The 16,905-nt window shown below is 60.8% G+C and carries 15 protein-coding genes; 5 read left to right on the top strand and 10 right to left on the bottom strand.

What is annotated here, in order from left to right:
* Positions 1–251: 251 nt before the first annotated feature.
* Positions 252–1,898 (top strand): alpha-glucosidase family protein, encoded by a 1,647-nt coding sequence (locus G9X67_RS08195; protein WP_138330343.1) that lies wholly within the window; start codon positions 252–254, stop codon positions 1,896–1,898.
* 3 nt (positions 1,899–1,901) lie between these two features.
* On the opposite strand, the gene G9X67_RS34910 is transcribed toward G9X67_RS08195, so the two are convergent.
* From G9X67_RS34910 to G9X67_RS08180, 4 genes are all read right to left on the bottom strand, one after another.
* Positions 1,902–2,156, bottom strand: a complete 255-nt coding sequence (locus tag G9X67_RS34910) for a hypothetical protein (RefSeq protein WP_138330344.1) — start codon at positions 2,154–2,156, stop codon at positions 1,902–1,904.
* Positions 2,116–2,352, bottom strand: a complete 237-nt coding sequence (locus G9X67_RS08190; RefSeq protein WP_138330345.1) for a hypothetical protein — start codon at positions 2,350–2,352, stop codon at positions 2,116–2,118. The genes G9X67_RS34910 and G9X67_RS08190 overlap by 41 nt, the downstream gene beginning before the upstream one ends.
* Positions 2,353–2,410: 58 nt before the next feature.
* Entirely contained in the window at positions 2,411–4,108 is a 1,698-nt protein-coding gene (gene ade / locus G9X67_RS08185; protein ID WP_138330346.1) for an adenine deaminase, read from the bottom strand.
* Positions 4,109–4,226: 118 nt separating this feature from the next.
* Complete coding sequence (locus tag G9X67_RS08180; protein ID WP_027664068.1) at positions 4,227–5,330, bottom strand: branched-chain amino acid ABC transporter substrate-binding protein; 1,104 nt, start codon at positions 5,328–5,330, stop codon at positions 4,227–4,229.
* 479 nt (positions 5,331–5,809) lie between these two features.
* Here G9X67_RS08180 and G9X67_RS08175 point away from each other — a divergent pair, with 479 nt between their 5' ends.
* Positions 5,810–6,724 (top strand): HD-GYP domain-containing protein, encoded by a 915-nt coding sequence (locus tag G9X67_RS08175; RefSeq protein WP_138330347.1) that lies wholly within the window; start codon positions 5,810–5,812, stop codon positions 6,722–6,724.
* Between the two features lie 82 nt (positions 6,725–6,806).
* On the opposite strand, the gene G9X67_RS08170 is transcribed toward G9X67_RS08175, so the two are convergent.
* Positions 6,807–8,132: an aspartate aminotransferase family protein gene (locus G9X67_RS08170; RefSeq protein ID WP_062944409.1), complete on the bottom strand. Its 1,326-nt coding sequence runs from the start codon at positions 8,130–8,132 to the stop codon at positions 6,807–6,809.
* A 292-nt stretch (positions 8,133–8,424) separates the two neighbouring features.
* Here G9X67_RS08170 and G9X67_RS08165 point away from each other — a divergent pair, with 292 nt between their 5' ends.
* The gene (locus G9X67_RS08165; protein ID WP_171598468.1) at positions 8,425–10,398 is read left to right on the top strand and encodes a PhoX family phosphatase; all 1,974 of its coding nucleotides are present in this window, start codon (positions 8,425–8,427) and stop codon (positions 10,396–10,398) included.
* 230 nt (positions 10,399–10,628) lie between these two features.
* Here the strand turns inward: G9X67_RS08165 and G9X67_RS08160 are convergent, their stop codons facing one another.
* From G9X67_RS08160 to G9X67_RS08140, 5 genes are all read right to left on the bottom strand, one after another.
* A complete protein-coding gene (locus G9X67_RS08160) occupies positions 10,629–10,946 on the bottom strand; it encodes a metalloregulator ArsR/SmtB family transcription factor (RefSeq protein ID WP_003561417.1) in 318 nt (105 codons plus the stop codon).
* Positions 10,947–11,061: 115 nt separating this feature from the next.
* A complete protein-coding gene (locus G9X67_RS08155; protein ID WP_138330349.1) occupies positions 11,062–11,811 on the bottom strand; it encodes a pyridoxamine 5'-phosphate oxidase family protein in 750 nt (249 codons plus the stop codon).
* 31 nt (positions 11,812–11,842) lie between these two features.
* Positions 11,843–12,895 carry a choline ABC transporter ATP-binding protein gene (gene choV / locus G9X67_RS08150; protein WP_171598467.1) on the bottom strand — a complete coding sequence of 351 codons (1,053 nt, stop codon included), beginning with the start codon at positions 12,893–12,895 and terminating at the stop codon, positions 11,843–11,845.
* A complete protein-coding gene (gene choW, locus G9X67_RS08145; RefSeq protein WP_138330351.1) occupies positions 12,892–13,737 on the bottom strand; it encodes a choline ABC transporter permease subunit in 846 nt (281 codons plus the stop codon). Before choW ends, choV begins: the two co-directional genes overlap by 4 nt.
* A 72-nt stretch (positions 13,738–13,809) precedes the next feature.
* Entirely contained in the window at positions 13,810–14,766 is a 957-nt protein-coding gene (locus G9X67_RS08140; protein ID WP_171598466.1) for a choline ABC transporter substrate-binding protein, read from the bottom strand.
* A gap of 236 nt (positions 14,767–15,002) precedes the next feature.
* Between G9X67_RS08140 and G9X67_RS08135 the strand changes: the two genes are divergently transcribed.
* Complete coding sequence (locus tag G9X67_RS08135; protein WP_062944413.1) at positions 15,003–15,605, top strand: thymidine kinase; 603 nt, start codon at positions 15,003–15,005, stop codon at positions 15,603–15,605.
* Between the two features lie 75 nt (positions 15,606–15,680).
* Complete coding sequence (locus G9X67_RS08130; RefSeq protein ID WP_138386900.1) at positions 15,681–16,754, top strand: hypothetical protein; 1,074 nt, start codon at positions 15,681–15,683, stop codon at positions 16,752–16,754.
* The last annotated feature ends 151 nt before the right edge of the window (positions 16,755–16,905 follow it).

Raw genomic sequence — 16,905 nt, 5'->3', positions numbered from 1 at the left:
GACATTTGTTCCCGGTGTTTGACCTCTTACGTGCAGGTCAGCGCGCACATTATCGCAAAGGCTTTGCGTTGCAACCCCAAATCCGGAGGGTGGAAACGGGTTGTGGACAAGCCTATATACGTCTCCCCCTTGTCGGATCGCGACGACGTGTCGCGGCGTTTCGCAACACCTTCATAACCGCTTCACATGGTTGTCTTTTGTTTCGTCCGCTTTAGTGTGACGAAGCGCAAACGAGGCAGGAGATGTAGCCGATGGCATTGCAGGCAGGCGGGAGTGCGGACTGGTGGCGTGGCGCGGTGATCTATCAGGTCTATCCGCGCTCGTTTCAGGACACCAACAGTGATGGTCTCGGTGATCTCAGGGGAATCACCCGCCGGCTGCCGCATATTGCCAGCCTCGGCGTCGACGCGATCTGGCTCTCGCCTTTCTTCAAGTCGCCGATGGCCGACATGGGCTACGACGTTTCCGATTATTGCGACGTCGATCCGATCTTCGGGACGCTGGCCGATTTCGACGAAATGATGGGCGAAGCGCACAAGCTCGGCATTAAGGTTGTCATCGACCAGGTGATCTCGCACACTTCCGACCGGCATCCCTGGTTCGTCGAGAGCCGATCGAGCCGGACCAATCCCAAGGCGGACTGGTATGTCTGGGCCGATCCGAAGCCTGACGGTACGGCGCCGAACAACTGGTTGTCGATCTTCGGCGGGCCGGGCTGGGAATGGGATGGCGTGCGCCGGCAATATTACCAGCACAATTTCCTGACCTCGCAGCCGGACCTCAACTTCCACAGCAAGGCCGTGCAGGATGCGGTCCTCGAGACGGTAAAGTTCTGGCTCGACCGCGGCGTCGACGGCTTCCGCCTGGATACGGTCAACTATTATTTCTGCGACAAGCTGCTGAGGAGCAATCCGCCGCACGAGCCTGATGAAGATGACGCAGGCCTCGATGCGCCCGACAGCAATCCCTACGGCATGCAGAACCACCTCTACGACAAGACGCAGCCGGAAAATGTCGATTTCCTCAAGCGCTTCCGGGCGTTGCTCGATCAGTACGAGGATCGCACGACCGTCGGCGAAGTCGGCGATGGGGCGCGTTCGCTGAAGACGGTTGGCGCCTATACGAGTGGCGGCGACAAGCTGCACATGTGCTACACATTCGACCTGCTCGGGCCGGATTTCACCGCCGAGCATATTCGGGGCTGCGTCGAGGCCTTCCAGAAAGCAGTCACGGACGGCTGGGTCTGCTGGGCTTTTTCCAACCACGACGTCATGCGCCATGTCAGCCGTTTCGCGCGGACGGAGGAAGAGCGGCCTGTCATCGCCAAGCTGGCGATCTCGGTGCTTGCGGCGCTGCGTGGCTCGATCTGCCTCTATCAAGGCGAGGAACTCGGCTTGCCCGAGGCGGAACTCGCCTTCGAGGATCTGCGCGACCCCTACGGCATCCGCTTCTGGCCGGCCTTCAAGGGCCGCGATGGATGTCGCACACCGATGCCCTGGGAAGCCGGCAAGGCGCATGCGGGCTTCACCTCGGCGGAAAAGAGCTGGCTGCCGGTGCCTTACGAGCAGGCAGCGCTTTCCGTCGATACGCAGGAAGAGAGCGAAAGCTCTGTGCTGCATCACTATCGCAGGACGCTCGCATTTCGGAAGAGCCACCTGGCGCTGATCGACGGCGACATGACCTTCATCGGCACCAACCAGGATCTGCTCGCCTTCACCCGCGAAAAGAACGGAGAAAAACTGCTCTTCGTTTTCAACCTGACGCGCAAACCGGCGGAATTCCGCCTGCCCGATGGCATGGTGCTCGGGGAACCGCTCGAGATGCCGGGCTTCGAGGCGGTGGCTGGCGCGGGGCTCGTGAAGCTTGCGGCGCTGGACGGGTTTTGTGCGCGGGTTTGATGGCTATTTCAAAAGCTTATCGTAATCCGCGTGCGAGTCGATCCAAAACCAGATGACGTCATCTCCATCCCAGACAGCTAAAGCTCTCCAGGATCTGCCGACGCGCGCCGACCAAAAGCGACCGACGCGCTTGAAATGCAAGGAGGGATGTCTGGGATCTTGTTTGAGCAGATCGAAGTTTTCGTCAGCCAGCTTCTGTATCTGTTCAGGCAAGCGATCATAGGTCTCCCAGAAGGCGGGAGTTGCGTGGTGTTTCAAAGCCGCCTGGTCTTTCGGCACGAAAATCGGCAAAGGCCTTCTCAGCGAGATGATCGAGTTTGCCACCAGCAGCATCTGCTTCCATCTGCCTGTCCCAGCGTTCGGCTTGAAGGGCTTCAAACCACGCCGAAAAAGCTTCGAACTCGTACCTATCGAGTTCGGCAACGATTTTTTCAATCTGTTCCAGCTTCGTCATGATCGGCTCCAAGGATATTGCAAAATAAGCGCTGCTGCTGAGTTTGCCAAGGATTCCATCACCCGATCAGCGCGAACTTGTCCACGTCAACCATGCCGCGGTCTGAGATCTTCAGGTGTGGAATAACCGGCAGTGGCAAGAAAGCGAGCTGGAGGAAGGGTTCCTCCAGCGTGGCGCCGAGCGCCAAGGCAGCTTTACGCAGCTGGTGGAGCGTATCGCGGACCGTCTCGTAGGGCTCGAGGCTCATCAATCCGGCGATGGGCAGGGCGATTTCGCCGGTGACTTTGCCGTCTTCGACGACAACGAAGCCGCCCTTGATCTCGCTGAGGCGGTTTGCGGCGCGCGCCATGTCGTCCTCGCTGACGCCGACGACGCAGATATTGTGGCTGTCATGGCCGACGGTCGAGGCGATCGCACCCTTCTTCAGGCCAAAACCCTGGACGAAGCCATTGGCATGGTTGCCGTTCTTGCCGTGGCGTTCGATGACGGCGACCTTGATGATATCGTTGGCAAGATCGACCGTCGTCTCGTTGCCCCTGACGGGCAGGCGGTAGCGGCGATGCTCGGTGATGATCTTGCCCGGTATGACGCCGATGACAGGCGTTTCGCCCTCGGCGACCGGGACGCCGAAATGGGCGGCGTTGATGGGCCGGGCCTTGACGCTGTCGAGGCCGATCGGGGCAACCGGTCTGCGCGAGGAAAAGAGCGCATCGGTGACGCGGCGGCCGGCCGAGAAAACCATGTCGGCGCGGCAGTTTTTCAGACTGTCGAGCACCACCAGATCGGCGCGCCAGCCCGGCGCGACCAGGCCACGGTCTTTGAGGCCGAAGGCGCGGGCGGCCGAAATCGAGGCGGCGCGGTAGATCGCCAGGGGCTCGACGCCGCTTGCGATCGCCGTGCGGATCATGTGATCGAGATGACCCTGTTCGGCGATATCGAGCGGATTGCGGTCGTCGGTGCAAAGCGCGAGGAAGGGTGAAAGCCGCTCGGTGATAATGGGTATCAGCGCCGCGAGATCCTTGGAGACCGAACCCTCGCGCACGAGGATATGCATGCCCTTGCGGATCTTCTCCAAGGCTTCGCCGGCGGTCGTGCATTCGTGCTCGGTGCGGATGCCGGCCGAGAGGTAACCGTTGAGGTCGTTGCCTGAGAGCAGCGGCGCATGACCGTCGATATGGCCGCCCTGGAAGGCGTCGAGCTTGGCCATGCAGACGGGATCCTTGTGGATCACGCCGGGGAAATTCATGAATTCGGCAAGTCCGATCACCTTCGGATGGTGGCGGAAGGGCAGGAGGCGCTCGATCGGCAGATCGGCACCGGAGGTTTCAAGATGCGTCGCCGGCACACAGGAGGAGAGCTGGACGCGGATGTCCATGATCGTCTCCAGCGCGGATTCGAGAAAGAATTCGATGCCGGCGGTTCCGAGCACATTGGCGATTTCGTGCGGATCGCAGATGGCGGTAGTGACACCATAGGGCAGAACGCAGCGATCGAATTCATGCGGTGTGACGAGTGAAGATTCGATGTGCAGATGCGTGTCGATGAAGCCGGGAACGACGATCCTGCCTGAGATGTCGATCTCGGTTTCGCCCTCATAATTGCCTGAGGTGCCGACGATGCGATCGGCGCCGATCGCAATGTCCGACTGGACGAGTTCGCCGGTGACGAGATCGAAGAAGCAGCCGCCCTTCAGCACGATATCGGCCGGCACACGGCCAACGCCCTGGTCGATGAAGCGCTCGAGTCTGCTGGTCATGGTATTGCTCACATTACAACCGATTCCGAAACTTATAGCCGATCTGCCGCGACAAGCGAGTGCCGCAAAACGAAACCGGGCGCCACAGGGCGCCCGGTCGGTGACGGTCAGCGATGGTTTACTCGGCGGCGACGATCTTGCCGGCTTCCCACTTGTAGAGCGAGAAGCTCTGCGAGGTCAGGTCGCCGGTCTCGCCGTAGGTAACCTTGCCGATGGCGGTCGGGATCTCCTTGCCGTCCTTCAACGCGGTCGCGACGGCTTCCGCATCCTCGGCGCTGCCGGCCTTCTCGATGCCGGCTTTCAGCACTTCGACGGCGGCATAGGCGTTCAGCGTGAAGGCCTCGGCCGGGATGTTCTTGGCGGCGAGCGCATCGGCTGCGGCTTTGGAATCCGGGCTCTTGGTTGCGTCCGAAGCGTTGGTGAAGATCGTGCCCCCTGCCGCATCCGTGCCGATTGCCCAGAATTCGGTGTTGGAGAGTCCGTCGCCGCCGATGATCGTCGTGTTGGCGGCGAGGTCATGCAGCTGGCGGGCGAGCAGGCCGCCTTCCGGGTGGTAGCCGCCGAAATAGACCACGTCGACCTTCTCGGACTTGATGCGGGTGGTGAGCGCGCTGAAATCCTTGTCACCAGGCGTGATCGCGTCATTGACGACTTCGGTGATGCCGCCGGCGTTCAGCGTCGCCTTGAAGGCGTCGGCGAGGCCCTTGCCATAGGCGCCCTTGTCGTTGACGATGGCGACGCGCTTGTCCTTGAAATTCTTCAGCACATATTTGGCGGCGACTTCGGCCTGCTGGTCGTCGCGGCCGCAGGTGCGCAGCACGTTGGTCAGACCGCGCTTGGTCAGGTCGGGGGCCGTCGCAGTCGGGGTGACCATCAGCACGCCATTTTCAGCAAGCACGTCCGAAACCGGAATGGCGACACCCGATGTCACCGGACCGACGACGAAGCGGATGCCGTCGCCGACGACCTTGTTGGCGGCGGAAACGCCCTGTTTCGGTTCGCCGGCATCATCGGCCAGTTCGAGGACGACCTTCTCGCCGAGAATTCCGCCCTTCTTGTTGATCTCGTCAACGGCGGTCTGCGCACCGTTCTTCACCTGGTCGCCATAGGCGGCGACGGGGCCGGTCAGCGGCGCGATCAGGCCGATGGTGATATCGGCATGGGCAAGCGGCGCAAAGGCGAGCGACGCGACGAGGGTCGCCGTCAATGTCTTGAGGGTCATTGTCTGTCTCCTTGGATGGGGTCATTCGACCCGCGATGAGGTGCCGCGCCGGATTTTCCGGATCGTTCAACGGCCCTCAGGCCGTGCCAAGGACGATCGATATCGGCGCGATCGATGCGCCCTCCGGCCATATTTGGCTCGAATGGGCGCAACGGCAAGATTTCTAGGAATTTTGGTGGAATTCCGCAAGTGATAACAAAATGAAACGAAAATCGAGCCGATTCGGCGCGAAATAATCCAAAATCGTCGATCGGGCGCCGTCTGCGGATCTCCAGAAGTGCTGTATCCGCATCTGCGCGGTGCCGATGAACCTGCCGAATTTCGCGAAACTCTTCGTCTTTCCGAATAGTCGAATTCGGTTTCGAGATTAACACTTGATTCTACCAATTAGAGTAGAATCATTGTTCGTGCATATATTGCTGCGATGCAAAAGAACGGTCGATAATAAACAGAGAGATATTTCAGGAACAGAGATCTGGATGCTCAAGCGTATCGAAGCCAGACAGGTGCGCAACGGAATGTTTGTGGAAGCGATCGAGGGTGCATGGCAGGACCCTCTTCTGTCCAAGCGAAGATTTCTGCTGCGCCGTGAAGTCGATGCCCTGAGGCTTCGCAAGAGCGGCATTGAAGGTGTTATCATCAACACCAGCAGAGGCCTCGACATCGACGGTCTGGCAGGCGGCAATATCGAGATCGACACCAAGGCGGCACGCGAAACCATCCAGAAATCCGTGCAGGTCCTAGAAAGCGTTTTCGGCCGGCTCCAGCATGGCGATGGGATCAGCTTCGATCAGGTGGCGCCGGTGATTTCCTCGGTCTCCAAGTCGATGGATGATAATCCCACTGTCTTTCTCAGCGTTACGCGTCTGAAATCCAAGGACGAAGTGACGTTTCTGCATTCCCTTTCGGTGAGTGCGCTGATGATCCTTTTCGGCCGTCACCTCGGACTTGATGAGGCTACCGTGCAGACGCTCGGCACGGCAGGATTGCTGCACGACGTCGGCAAGCTCGAAATTCCGCTCGAGATCCTCAACAAGGAAGGGCGCCTGGACGAGGACGAGATCAAGATGATCCGCGATCATCCGGAAAAGGGGCACGCAATCCTGTCACGCCAGGAAGGCATGCCGGAGATCGTTCTCGACGTCTGCCTCAACCATCATGAGCGTATCGACGGCAAGGGCTATCCCCGCAGGCTTTCCGAGGCGCAGGTCAGCTTCCATGCGCGTCTTGCTGCGATTTGCGATGTCTATGACGCCATGACCTCCGTGCGGCCGTACAAGGCGCCATGGAGCGCGAGCCAAGCACTGAAATGGATGTTTGGCAACGAAGGGCAATTCGATCGCCGGCTGCTGAAGAAATTTGCCCTCTGCCTTTCCGTCGCCGCCGTGATCTGAGGCCTATCGGTCTTCGCAACAAAAGGCCTGCGTGGACTTACCCGCCGCGCAGGCCGTGATGCCGGAGGCCTTCAGCACTTTCTCAGATGTTGTTCTGGAGGATGGTCCGCAGCTTGCCGAAAAGCTCGTCGATGTGGTTCTTCTCGATGATTAGCGGTGGGGAGAGTGCGATGATATCGCCAGTGGTGCGGATCAGCAGGCCGCTTTCATAGGCTTTCAGGAAAGCGGTGAAGGCGCGCTTGGTGGGCTCGCCGGCGATCGGGTCGAGTTCGATGGCGCCAATCAGGCCGGTGTTCCTGATGTCGATGACATTGGGGCAGTCCTTCAGCGAATGCAGCGCGTCGGCCCAATAGTCGGAAAGCTCGGCGGCGCGTGTCAGCAGGCCCTCTTCCTTGTAGGTGTCGAGCGTGGCGAGTGCAGCGGCGGAAGCGATCGGGTTGCCGGAATAGGTGTAGCCGTGGAAGAACTCGATCATGTGCTCCGGGCCGTTCATGAAAGCATCATGGATCTCGGAGGTGACGAAGACGGCGCCCATCGGAATGACGCCGTTGGTCAGTCCCTTGGCGGCGGTGATCATGTCGGGCTTGACGTCGTAATATTGTGCGGCAAACGGGGCGCCGAGGCGGCCGAAGCCGGTGATGACCTCGTCGAAGATCAGAAGGATGCCGTGTTTGGTGCAGATCTCGCGCAGCTTCTGCAGGTAGCCCTTCGGTGGGATCAGGACGCCGGTGGAGCCTGCCACCGGCTCGACGATAACGGCGGCGACGGTGGAGGCGTCATGCAGGGTGACGATGCGCTCGAGTTCGGTAGCGATGTCGCCGCCATGCTCGGGCTCGCCGCGGGTGAAGTTGTTCTTGCCGGGCTGGTGGGTGTGCGGCATGTGATCGACGCCGGTCAGAAGCGTGCCGAACATCTTGCGGTTGGTGACGATGCCGCCGACGGAGATGCCGCCGAAGTTGACGCCGTGATAGCCGCGCTCCCGGCCGATCAGGCGGAAGCGTGATCCATTGCCCTTCACACGGTGATAGGCGAGCGCCACCTTGAGCGCGGTCTCGACGGATTCGGAGCCGGAATTGGTGTAGAGAACGTGGTTCAGGCCTTCGGGGGCGATGTCGACCAGGCGGTTTGCCAGTTCGAAGGCCTTGGGGTGGCCGAGCTGGAAGGCCGGTGCGTAGTCGAGCTCGCCGGCCTGCTCGCGGATCGCCTCAGTGATCTTCGGGCGGCAGTGGCCGGCATTGACGCACCAGAGGCCAGCCGTGCCGTCCAGCACCTGACGGCCGTCATGGGTCGTATAGTACATGTCCTTGGCGCCGACGAACAAACGCGGCTCCTTCTTGAACTGGCGATTTGCCGTAAACGGCATCCAGAAGGCGCGAAGATCGTTCGGTGCATTGAGGCGATTGGACATGCTGTTCTCCTGGCCGCCGACGGCCCTTTTCCGGGGCTTCACGCCCATATTTTTACTGCCCGGTCAAATTATCAGGGCTTCCCAAGGCGTCAACGGGAAAAGTCCCTGAAGCCCTTCATGTGGAGGCTGAAGCCGCCTCGATCGATCCGGCAATATTTTCACGATCGACAGCCGTAGGCGGCCCGTCATCAATCCTTTGCCTCGGCTTGTTACAAAAAACTGATCGTTCGCAGGGCGCAATTGCATTTCATCAATTCACTGAAATCAAACGATATTTCGATCGGAGATACTGATGTCTGACCGCCAGAAGACAAGGGCGCGCCCGACGCGGCGCCATGCATTCGCGCCAAGTTACGGCGCCATTCTCGAAGAGGGCGTTCGCCGCCGCAGCGTGCTCAAGGGCTTTCTCGCAGCGATGGGCGCTGCGGCACTTTCGCCGGCGCTCGGAACCGCGCATGCCGAGGCTGCCGGCTCCAGCCTGACGTTTCCGGAACTCAAGCGCGTGCGCGATACCGCCGACCACTGGCCGGAGGGTTATGAGCGCCAGATCCTGGCGCGTTGGGGTGATGCACTGTTTGCCGACAGCCCGGAATTCGATATCGCGACGCTTGATGGTAAGGCGGCCGAGCGACAGTTCGGCTACAATAACGATTTCACGCAGTTTCTGCCGCTGCCCTGGGGCGAGAAGAGCTCCGACCATGGGTTGATGGTCGTCAGCCATGAATATGCAACGCCTTTCCTGATGTTTCCCGGCCTGACCGACGAAAACTACCGCGAGAAGCTGACGGATAACCAGATCCGCGCGATCATGGCCGCCCTCGGCGTCTCGATCTTCGAAGTGAGGAAGACGGACGGCAAGTGGGCGATCGTCAAGGACGGCAAATACAATCGCCGCGTCCACATGAGCACGGAAGTCGGCATCTCCGGTCCCGCTGCCGGCGACGACCGTCTGAAGACCAAGGCCGATCCGACCGGCACGGTCGTCTTCGGCACGATCTCGAACTGCAACGGCGGCATCACCCCCTGGGGCACGATGCTTTCAGGCGAGGAAGGCGCGATGGACGTCTTTTCCGGCGACTACAAGAAATTGCCGAACCAGGAGCTGGTCGAGCGCCAGGGCTGGGACGAGGACGAAAACGACATCTATTCCATCAGCCGCGTCGAGCCGCGCTTCAAGTTCGAGGAAGAGCCGAACGAATGGATGCGTTTCGACTGGGTGGTCGAGATCGACCCGTTCGATCCCTCCGCAAAACCGATCAAGCGCACCTCGCTCGGCCGTATGACGCATGAGGGCGCCCAGTGTTGCGTCGCCCCTGACGGCCGCGTGGTGGTCTTCATGGGCGACGACGACGACTTCGAATATATCTACCGCTTCGTCACCCACGATCCCTGGAACCCGAACGACCGCGCCGCCAACAGGAACCTGCTCGACCACGGCACCCTCTCGGTCGCCAAGTTCGAAAGCGACGGCACGATGCGCTGGATCCCGCTCATTGCCGGCGAGGGGCCGCTGACGGCGGAAGCCGGATTCAAGAGCCAGGCCGACGTCGTACTGGCGACGCGCGCTGCGGCCGATCTCGTCGGCGCCTCGCCGATGGACGCGCCGGAAGGCTTCATCCCGCATCTCGGCACCGGCAAGCTTTACGTCGCCATGACGGAGAACGAGGACCGGCTGCCGAAGGGTGAGGGCGACGACGAGAAGGAGATGGTCAACATCGCCAATCCGCGCGGCCCCAACCCGCATGGCCACCTGCTGGAACTCGCAGCACCTGGCGGCCCCGAAAAGCCGGATTATGCAGCCGACAGCTTCAAATGGGATGTCTTCATTCTCTGTGGCGATCCTGCCAAGGCCGAGGATCAGGCGATGTTCCATCCGGCCACGACCTCCGCTGGCTGGTTCACCGACCCCGACAATCTCGCGGTCGATCCGGTCGGGCGCCTCTGGGTCACCACCGACGGCCCGCCGCCAGAAGGCATTGCCGATTCCGTCTATGTGATGGATACCGAAGGCCCGGGCCGTGCGTTGCCGAAACTGTTCTATATTGCGCCCGTCGGTTCGGAAGCCTGTTCGCCGACCTTCACCCCGGACGGCAGCAGCGTCTTCCTCTCGGTCCAGCATCCGGGCGAATTGCGGATGGCCGACAACGAGGATGCGACTTCGATGGAGGATGCAGGCACCAACTGGCCGGACTTCAAACCCGGCATGCCTGCCCGTCCGTCGCTGGTGGTGCTGAGCCGCATCAACAACGACGTGGTCGGCAGTTAAAACAATTCCGGCAAAAGTGCGCGGCAGTTTTACGTCTGGAATTGCGCTAAAAAGATCGATTGCGGGACGGGCGCTCCGGCGCGACCGGGTTGCCATTCCAAAAGCACGACCGGCAAATCGCAAATTTGCCGGTCGTGCCATAAGGTTCACGTGCTGAAATATCGTTGCCAAGCCTCTGGGAACATTCCCTTGCAGCATGGCATCGGCCGACATTCATGTCAGCGCTATCATTAAGCGGCGGATCTATTCCGGTTCTGCACGAGGTAGATGTCTTCGAGCGTTGCCAGGATCTTCATGACCGGCTCGGAGGTGCTCGAATAATAAATGGTTTGTGCGTCCCGGCGGGTCTTGACCAGCTTTTGGGCGCGCAGTTTCGACAGGTGCTGAGAGAGAGCCGACTGGCTAAGCCCGACCTGCGTCGCAAGCACGCCGACGGCCACTTCTCCCTTCACGAGGCTACACAGGATCAGCAATCTCTTCGGGTTTGCCATGGCCGACAATAAAGCTGCCGCCACGTTCGTGTGATCGGCCAAATCAGAGGTTTCCATATGTTATCTTCCTAATGCGAAACGTACATCAAGCGTGTTGGCGCAGGCCGCCAGCCGGGATTTTGACTGACATCAAAAACTAGCAACTGGGCTCGAAGATTGTATATACCTAAATTTAAGGTATCGAGTATGCTATTTTAGATATGTTTGAACAAATGTGATCGACATCCACAGCGAGGGTTTCGAACTCGTATCGCAACAGAAAATCGCCGGAAATCATGTCGAAACCTGAGGGATCGATACCACAAATGCGCCAAGAACCCGATTCCGGCGCCTTTAGCCTGATAGCGAGGCTTTCCTCCACATCGGGGTGACGTTCTACTAAATCTCGCACTGCTTCTGTTGCCCCGGCGGCAATCTCCTCGTTCGCGGCCGACTGGATTATGAGATCGTTCCCATCGAGTTGGTAGGCGCGGCCGAAGCCGCCATTGAGGCTGGCCTGTTCCGGTCTGAGTCGGAAGAACAGGAAATCAGGAAAGTCGATATAAAGCTTCGCCTTGGTGTGGCGAGCGAGAAAACGCGTGTGGATGCGCTCGTAGAATGCATTGCCGCGCTCGATGGGTTCTGCCACGCACTGGGTCGTCAGACGAGGATAGGCAAGGGGATCGCCCTTGCCGGGCTCGCCGGTCAGGAGCGAGGCGCGCGGGTCTCTGGCGAGCCCCCTGGTATGGGCCGACAGCTGCGAAACCAGGATGACCGGCGTGCCGTCGATATCGGTGGCGATCAGCACGCGGCTGGCGGAGGGAAAGCCGGTCTCGGGATCGAGAACGGCAATCGCCGCGTGCCGTGCGGAGCGCAGCAGCACGCGGGCGAGCTTGCGGGCATCGTCGTCTGTTTCGCGTAAGGGGGAAGGCTGATCTTTCATATCCGCTTTGTGGCAAAGCGGATGGAAAACATCAAGCTTCCTCCTTCCGGCGATGGCGGGTGAGGCCGGCAACGATATCCTGAGCCGAGATGGTGCCGACGATCGCGCCGTTCTCGACGATGCCGATACTGCCCGGTTGGCGGGCAAGGGCATCGAGGATATCGATGAGCGGAGTCGCAGCGCGGGCAGTGGCGCTGACGCTCATGCCGGCGGCAGTCTGGCCGAGGCCTGGCTGCATGACGTCGGCCGCCGTCAGCATGTTGATCGGATTGAGGTTCTGCACGAAATCGGCGACATACTGGTCGGCGGGGTTCTTGACGATATCGTGCGGCGTCCCGCACTGGATGATGCGGCCGCTCTCCATGATGGCGATGCGATTGCCGATGCGGAAGGCCTCGTCGAGATCGTGGCTGACGAAGAGAATGGTCTTCTTCAGCCGCCGCTGGAATTCCAGGAGTTCATCCTGCAGGCGGGTGCGGATCAAGGGGTCGAGCGCCGAGAAAGGCTCGTCCATGAGCAGGATCGGGGCGCCGGTGGCAAAGGCGCGGGCGAGCCCGACACGCTGCTGCATGCCGCCGGAAAGCTCGTTGACCTTGCGATCGGCCCATTTCGTCAGGTTGACGAGTTCGAGCTGCTCGCCGACTCGGAGCTTGCGTTCGGCTTCCGGCATGCCGGCGAGCTCGAGACCGAAGCCGACATTGTCGGCGACGGTGCGCCAGGGCAGGAGGGCGAATTGCTGGAACACCATGGAGACGGTGTGGGTGCGCAGCTCGCGTAGCGCCTTGGCATTGCATCTGTAGGGGTTGACGGGGCCGGTGGCCGCCGAGACCGCGACATCGCCACGCACCACGGGAGCGAGCCCGTTGACGGCGCGCAGCAGCGTCGACTTGCCGGAGCCGGAAAGACCCATCAGCACCAGGATCTCGCCTTCCTCGATCGTCAGCGAGGCGTTGGCCACACCGAGCACCAGACCGGTGGCGGCGCCGATCTCGTCGCGCGATTTGCCCTGGTCGACCATGGCAAGCGCGGTTTCCGGCCGATCGCCGAAGACGATGCTGACATTGTTAAAGCTTACCGCGGTCATGCAGCGCCTCCTTCACCCGCGGTGCGGAACATCCGGTCGAGAATGATTGCCAGGATAACGATGCAGAAGCCCGCCTCGAAGCCCTTGGCGATATTGACGGTGTTCAGCGCACGGACGACGGGCACGCCAAGCCCGGGAGCGCCGACAAGAGCGGCGATGACGACCATCGACAGCGACAGCATGATGGTCTGGGTAAGACCCGCCATGATCTGCGGCGTGGCAAAGGGAAGCTCGATCTTGCGCAGCACCTGTAACGGCGTCGCGCCGAAAGCGACGGCGGCTTCGACGAGGGACGGCGGCGTCGAGATGATGCCGAGGCGCGTCAGCCGGATCGGGGCGGGGATTGCGAAGATGACGGTCGCGATCAGGCCCGGCACCATGCCGAGGCCGAACAGGATGAGCGCCGGGATCAGATAGACGAATGTCGGTATGGTCTGCATAAGATCGAGCACCGGGCGCATGGCAGCATAGACCCAAGGGCGGCGGGCGGCGGCAATGCCGAGCGGAATACCGATCACCATACAGACGAAGGTGGCGGCGAGCACGAGGGCGAGCGTCTCCGTCGTTTCCTTCCAATAGTCCTGGTTGACGATCAGCAGCAGCCCGAGACAGGTGAAGACGGCGACCGCGATCGACCGGCGCAGCCAAAAGGCGATGGCAGTGATGGCCGCGATGACGATCAGCGGATGAGGCTTCTGCAGCACGAAGAGCAGGCCGTCTATGGCGCTCGACAGCAGGAAGGCGATCTGGTTGAAGAACCATTCGCCATTCGAGGTCAGCCAATCCACGAAGGATTTGGCCCAGGGGCCAACGGGAATTTTAAATTCGGTGATCCAATTCAAGGGCGCGCCTATCCAGAAAAACAACAATCGGACAAAAATGAAACGGGGCGGCGAGCCGCCCCGTTCGTATCATCAGAGGCCGAGGCCGGTCTTGGCGGCCGCGAGAGCATCGCCCTTGCCGTCGCGGGTCTTGACGCCCGCGAGCCAGGGCTCAAGTGCTGCGGGGTTGGCCTTCAGCCATTCGGAAGCTGCAGCTTCCGGTTCCTTGCCGTCGTTGAGGATCTTGCCCATGATCTGGTTCTCCATGTCGAGGGAGAACGTCAGGTTCTTCAACATCATGCCGACATTCTGGCATTCGTCGAGATAACCGGCACGGACATTGGTGAAGACCTTGGCGCCGCCGAAGTCAGGGCCGAAGACGTTGTCGCCGCCTGTGAGGTAGGTCAGCTTGAAGTTGGTGTTCATCGGATGGGGTTCCCAGCCGAGGAAGACGACGGGCTTGCCCGCTTTGTCGGCACGGGCGACCTGGGCGAGCATGCCCTGTTCGGAGGACTCGACGACTTCCAGGTCCTTGAGGCCGAACTCGTTCTTCTCGATCATGTCCATGACGAGGCGGTTGCCATCATTGCCAGGCTCGATGCCGTAGATCTTGCCGTCGAGATCGTCCTTGTGGGCGGCAATGTCCTTGAAGTCCTTGATGCCGAGCTCAGCGCCTTTGGCATTGGTGGCGAGCGTGTACTTGGCGCCGACGAGGTTGGGGCCGAAGGATTCGACCGACTTATCGTCGATATAGGGACGGACGTCCTTTTCCTGCGTCGGCATCCAGTTGCCGAGGAAGATGTCGATGTCCTTGTTCTTCAGCGACGTGTAGGTGACCGGGACCGAGAGAACCTTGACGTCGGTCTCATAGCCGATGCTCTTGAGGATCACGGATGCGGTGGCGGTGGTGGCGGTGATATCCGTCCAGCCGACGTCCGCGAAGCGGACGGTGGCGCAGCTGTCAGGGTCTGCGGCGAAGGCGGCGGTCGCAACGGAGAGGGCGGCGACGGCAGTTGCGGTAACGAGTTTGAACGTGCTTGTTGTTTTCATTTTAGACTCCCAGTCTTTAAGTTCCCAAGCCAACCATCAATAACCGAGTTTGACAAGCGACCTCAGTGCGTTTGCGCCGTATCGACCCATGCGATTGCGACGTCCGCGGATTTTTTGGCAATGCCTTGTTTTCGGGGCTTTCAGCGGTTTTCGAGCCGGATTCCTGTGATTATCGCTCACTCAGGGCTTTTCTTTGCCATTCCGAGCTTTCAATAAGCCGATCAAGGAGAAATCGGATGGCAAAACTCTATTTCAACTACTCGACGATGAACGCCGGCAAGTCGACGATGCTGCTGCAGGCCTCCTATAATTACCAGGAGCGCGGCATGCGCACGGTGCAGCTGATCGCAGCCTTCGACGAGCGCACTGGTCGGGGCGTCATCGGCTCGCGGATCGGGCTGGAGGCGAGCGCCATTCCTTTCGAGTCGCATGAGGACCTGTTCCGGTTGATCAAGGGACTGAGTGGCGAGGGCGCGCCGATTTCCTGCATCTTCGTCGACGAGGCGCATTTCATGACGCCTGTCCATGTCTGGCAGCTTGCCCGCGTCGTCGACAGGCTCAACATCCCTGTGATGGTCTACGGGCTGAGAACCGATTTCCAGGGCAAGCTGTTTCCGGCCTCGCAGGAACTGCTGGCGATCGCCGATGAGATGCGCGAGGTGCGCACGATCTGCCATTGCGGGCGCAAGGCGACGATGGTCGTGCGGCTCGACGCGGAAGGAAAAGTCTTGCACGAAGGCGCGCAGATCGATGTCGGCGGCAACGAGAAATATGTCTCGCTCTGCCGCAGGCATTGGGACGACGCCATGAACGGTGCCTGGATCGCCGAGCCGGTCTGAAGCCGGCGACTCCGCCTGTTTTCTTTGGCGCCGCAAGCGGCTAGTTTGGGCCAGGAGATTCCCTGGAGAGGCTTGGTGCGCAAACCCCCGTCATTCGACAGCCAGTATGAAGCTGCTGGCAGCCTTGCCGAAAGGATTGCAGGCGAGGGAGTCTATTGTGTGGCTGCGATCGGCGCCTTCAGCGGCGACGAAACACAGTCGGCCGACGAGGTCTTCCTTGAACAGAATGCCCGCTTCCAGGCCCATATCGCCGATGCTGCGGCGCTCGACGCTCAACTGGCCGAGCTGGTCTTTTGCCTTGATCGGCTGACGGCCGAGGTTTCAGCCGATCTCGACAGTTTCCGGGGGCTGACGCTGCGCGAGAAGATGGCCGGCTGGGTGTCGCGCCAACGGATGTGGCGCATGTATACCGAACGCGTGCGCGAGGCGCCCGTCATCGAGCGGCTGCTTGACCTTTTGACGAAATCGGACGCGCTCGCGGGGCTGATCGCCGGCCAGCGCGCCGCGCTCACCGAACGGCACAAGGCCGCCGAACTCAGCCTTGTCGATATCGTCGAGCAGCGGCGACGGCTGGTCGTTTCCATCGACATCGCCCGCCTCAAGATGAAGGAGCTCAATGCCAAGGCGCTGACGACGCAAGGCCGTATCGGTGTCTATGGCAACAGGGCGCATTGGGAGCAGATGGAGGCGGAGCGGCGGGCGCTGAAGGCGGAGGCCGAGCGGATTTCCGCCGGCGAGCGCGAGATGCGCGACGACAGCCAGCGGCGCGAGCGCTTCATCGGCCTGTTCCAGGCCTTTGTCGATTCGCTGAACGGCCGGATCGCCGCCTGCAACGTGCTGCTGCGCAAGCTGCTGATCGACGTGGAAGAGCGGCTGATCATCTATCAGGCGCAGGTCGATACCGACCGGCCGGGCATGAAGGTGAGGATCAAGCCGGAGCTCTTTCCCGATATCGCGGCACCGATCAGGTTGTTCGAGAAGGGCATGCTGGTCGCCCAGGATCTGGAGCGGCGCAAGAGCCGCGCCGATCTCGAATTCGCCAGAAGGTTTCCGACCTATGCCGAACCGCCGCCGGAAACATCGGGAGCGCCTCTGATCGACACGGCGCGCAGGTCTTTTCGTTTCAGCCTGCCTTTCCTGCGCTCCTGACCAGCAAGGGCGCGGGCAGTATCGCTCTTGCGCAATGCTTTCATTCCGAAAAATCGAAGGGCTCGTGTTGTGCTCTGCCCATCGAGCGCATATGTGGGATGCAGCGGGGCGGCAATGTCCCGATGTTCGCCTCGCCTGACAGGAGACGACG

It is taken from the genome of Rhizobium sp. WYCCWR 11152, from assembly GCF_013087615.1.
GTDB lineage: Bacteria > Pseudomonadota > Alphaproteobacteria > Rhizobiales > Rhizobiaceae > Rhizobium > Rhizobium indicum.
The sequence above is the reverse complement of the archived record's forward strand: the minus strand, read 5'-3'. Positions and strand labels throughout refer to the sequence as shown.

What these genes read in the sequence shown, in the direction of transcription:
- G9X67_RS08195 (WP_138330343.1), top strand. Translation starts at nt 252, where the DNA reads ATGGCATTGCAGGCAGGCGGGAGTGCGGACTGGTGGCGTGGCGCGGTG.
- G9X67_RS08190 (WP_138330345.1), bottom strand. Translation starts at nt 2,352, where the DNA reads ATGACGAAGCTGGAACAGATTGAAAAAATCGTTGCCGAACTCGATAGG.
- ade (WP_138330346.1), bottom strand. Translation starts at nt 4,108, where the DNA reads ATGACCAGCAGACTCGAGCGCTTCATCGACCAGGGCGTTGGCCGTGTG.
- G9X67_RS08180 (WP_027664068.1), bottom strand. Translation starts at nt 5,330, where the DNA reads ATGACCCTCAAGACATTGACGGCGACCCTCGTCGCGTCGCTCGCCTTT.
- G9X67_RS08175 (WP_138330347.1), top strand. Translation starts at nt 5,810, where the DNA reads ATGCTCAAGCGTATCGAAGCCAGACAGGTGCGCAACGGAATGTTTGTG.
- G9X67_RS08170 (WP_062944409.1), bottom strand. Translation starts at nt 8,132, where the DNA reads ATGTCCAATCGCCTCAATGCACCGAACGATCTTCGCGCCTTCTGGATG.
- G9X67_RS08165 (WP_171598468.1), top strand. Translation starts at nt 8,425, where the DNA reads ATGTCTGACCGCCAGAAGACAAGGGCGCGCCCGACGCGGCGCCATGCA.
- G9X67_RS08160 (WP_003561417.1), bottom strand. Translation starts at nt 10,946, where the DNA reads ATGGAAACCTCTGATTTGGCCGATCACACGAACGTGGCGGCAGCTTTA.
- G9X67_RS08155 (WP_138330349.1), bottom strand. Translation starts at nt 11,811, where the DNA reads ATGAAAGATCAGCCTTCCCCCTTACGCGAAACAGACGACGATGCCCGC.
- choV (WP_171598467.1), bottom strand. Translation starts at nt 12,895, where the DNA reads ATGACCGCGGTAAGCTTTAACAATGTCAGCATCGTCTTCGGCGATCGG.
- G9X67_RS08140 (WP_171598466.1), bottom strand. Translation starts at nt 14,766, where the DNA reads ATGAAAACAACAAGCACGTTCAAACTCGTTACCGCAACTGCCGTCGCC.
- G9X67_RS08135 (WP_062944413.1), top strand. Translation starts at nt 15,003, where the DNA reads ATGGCAAAACTCTATTTCAACTACTCGACGATGAACGCCGGCAAGTCG.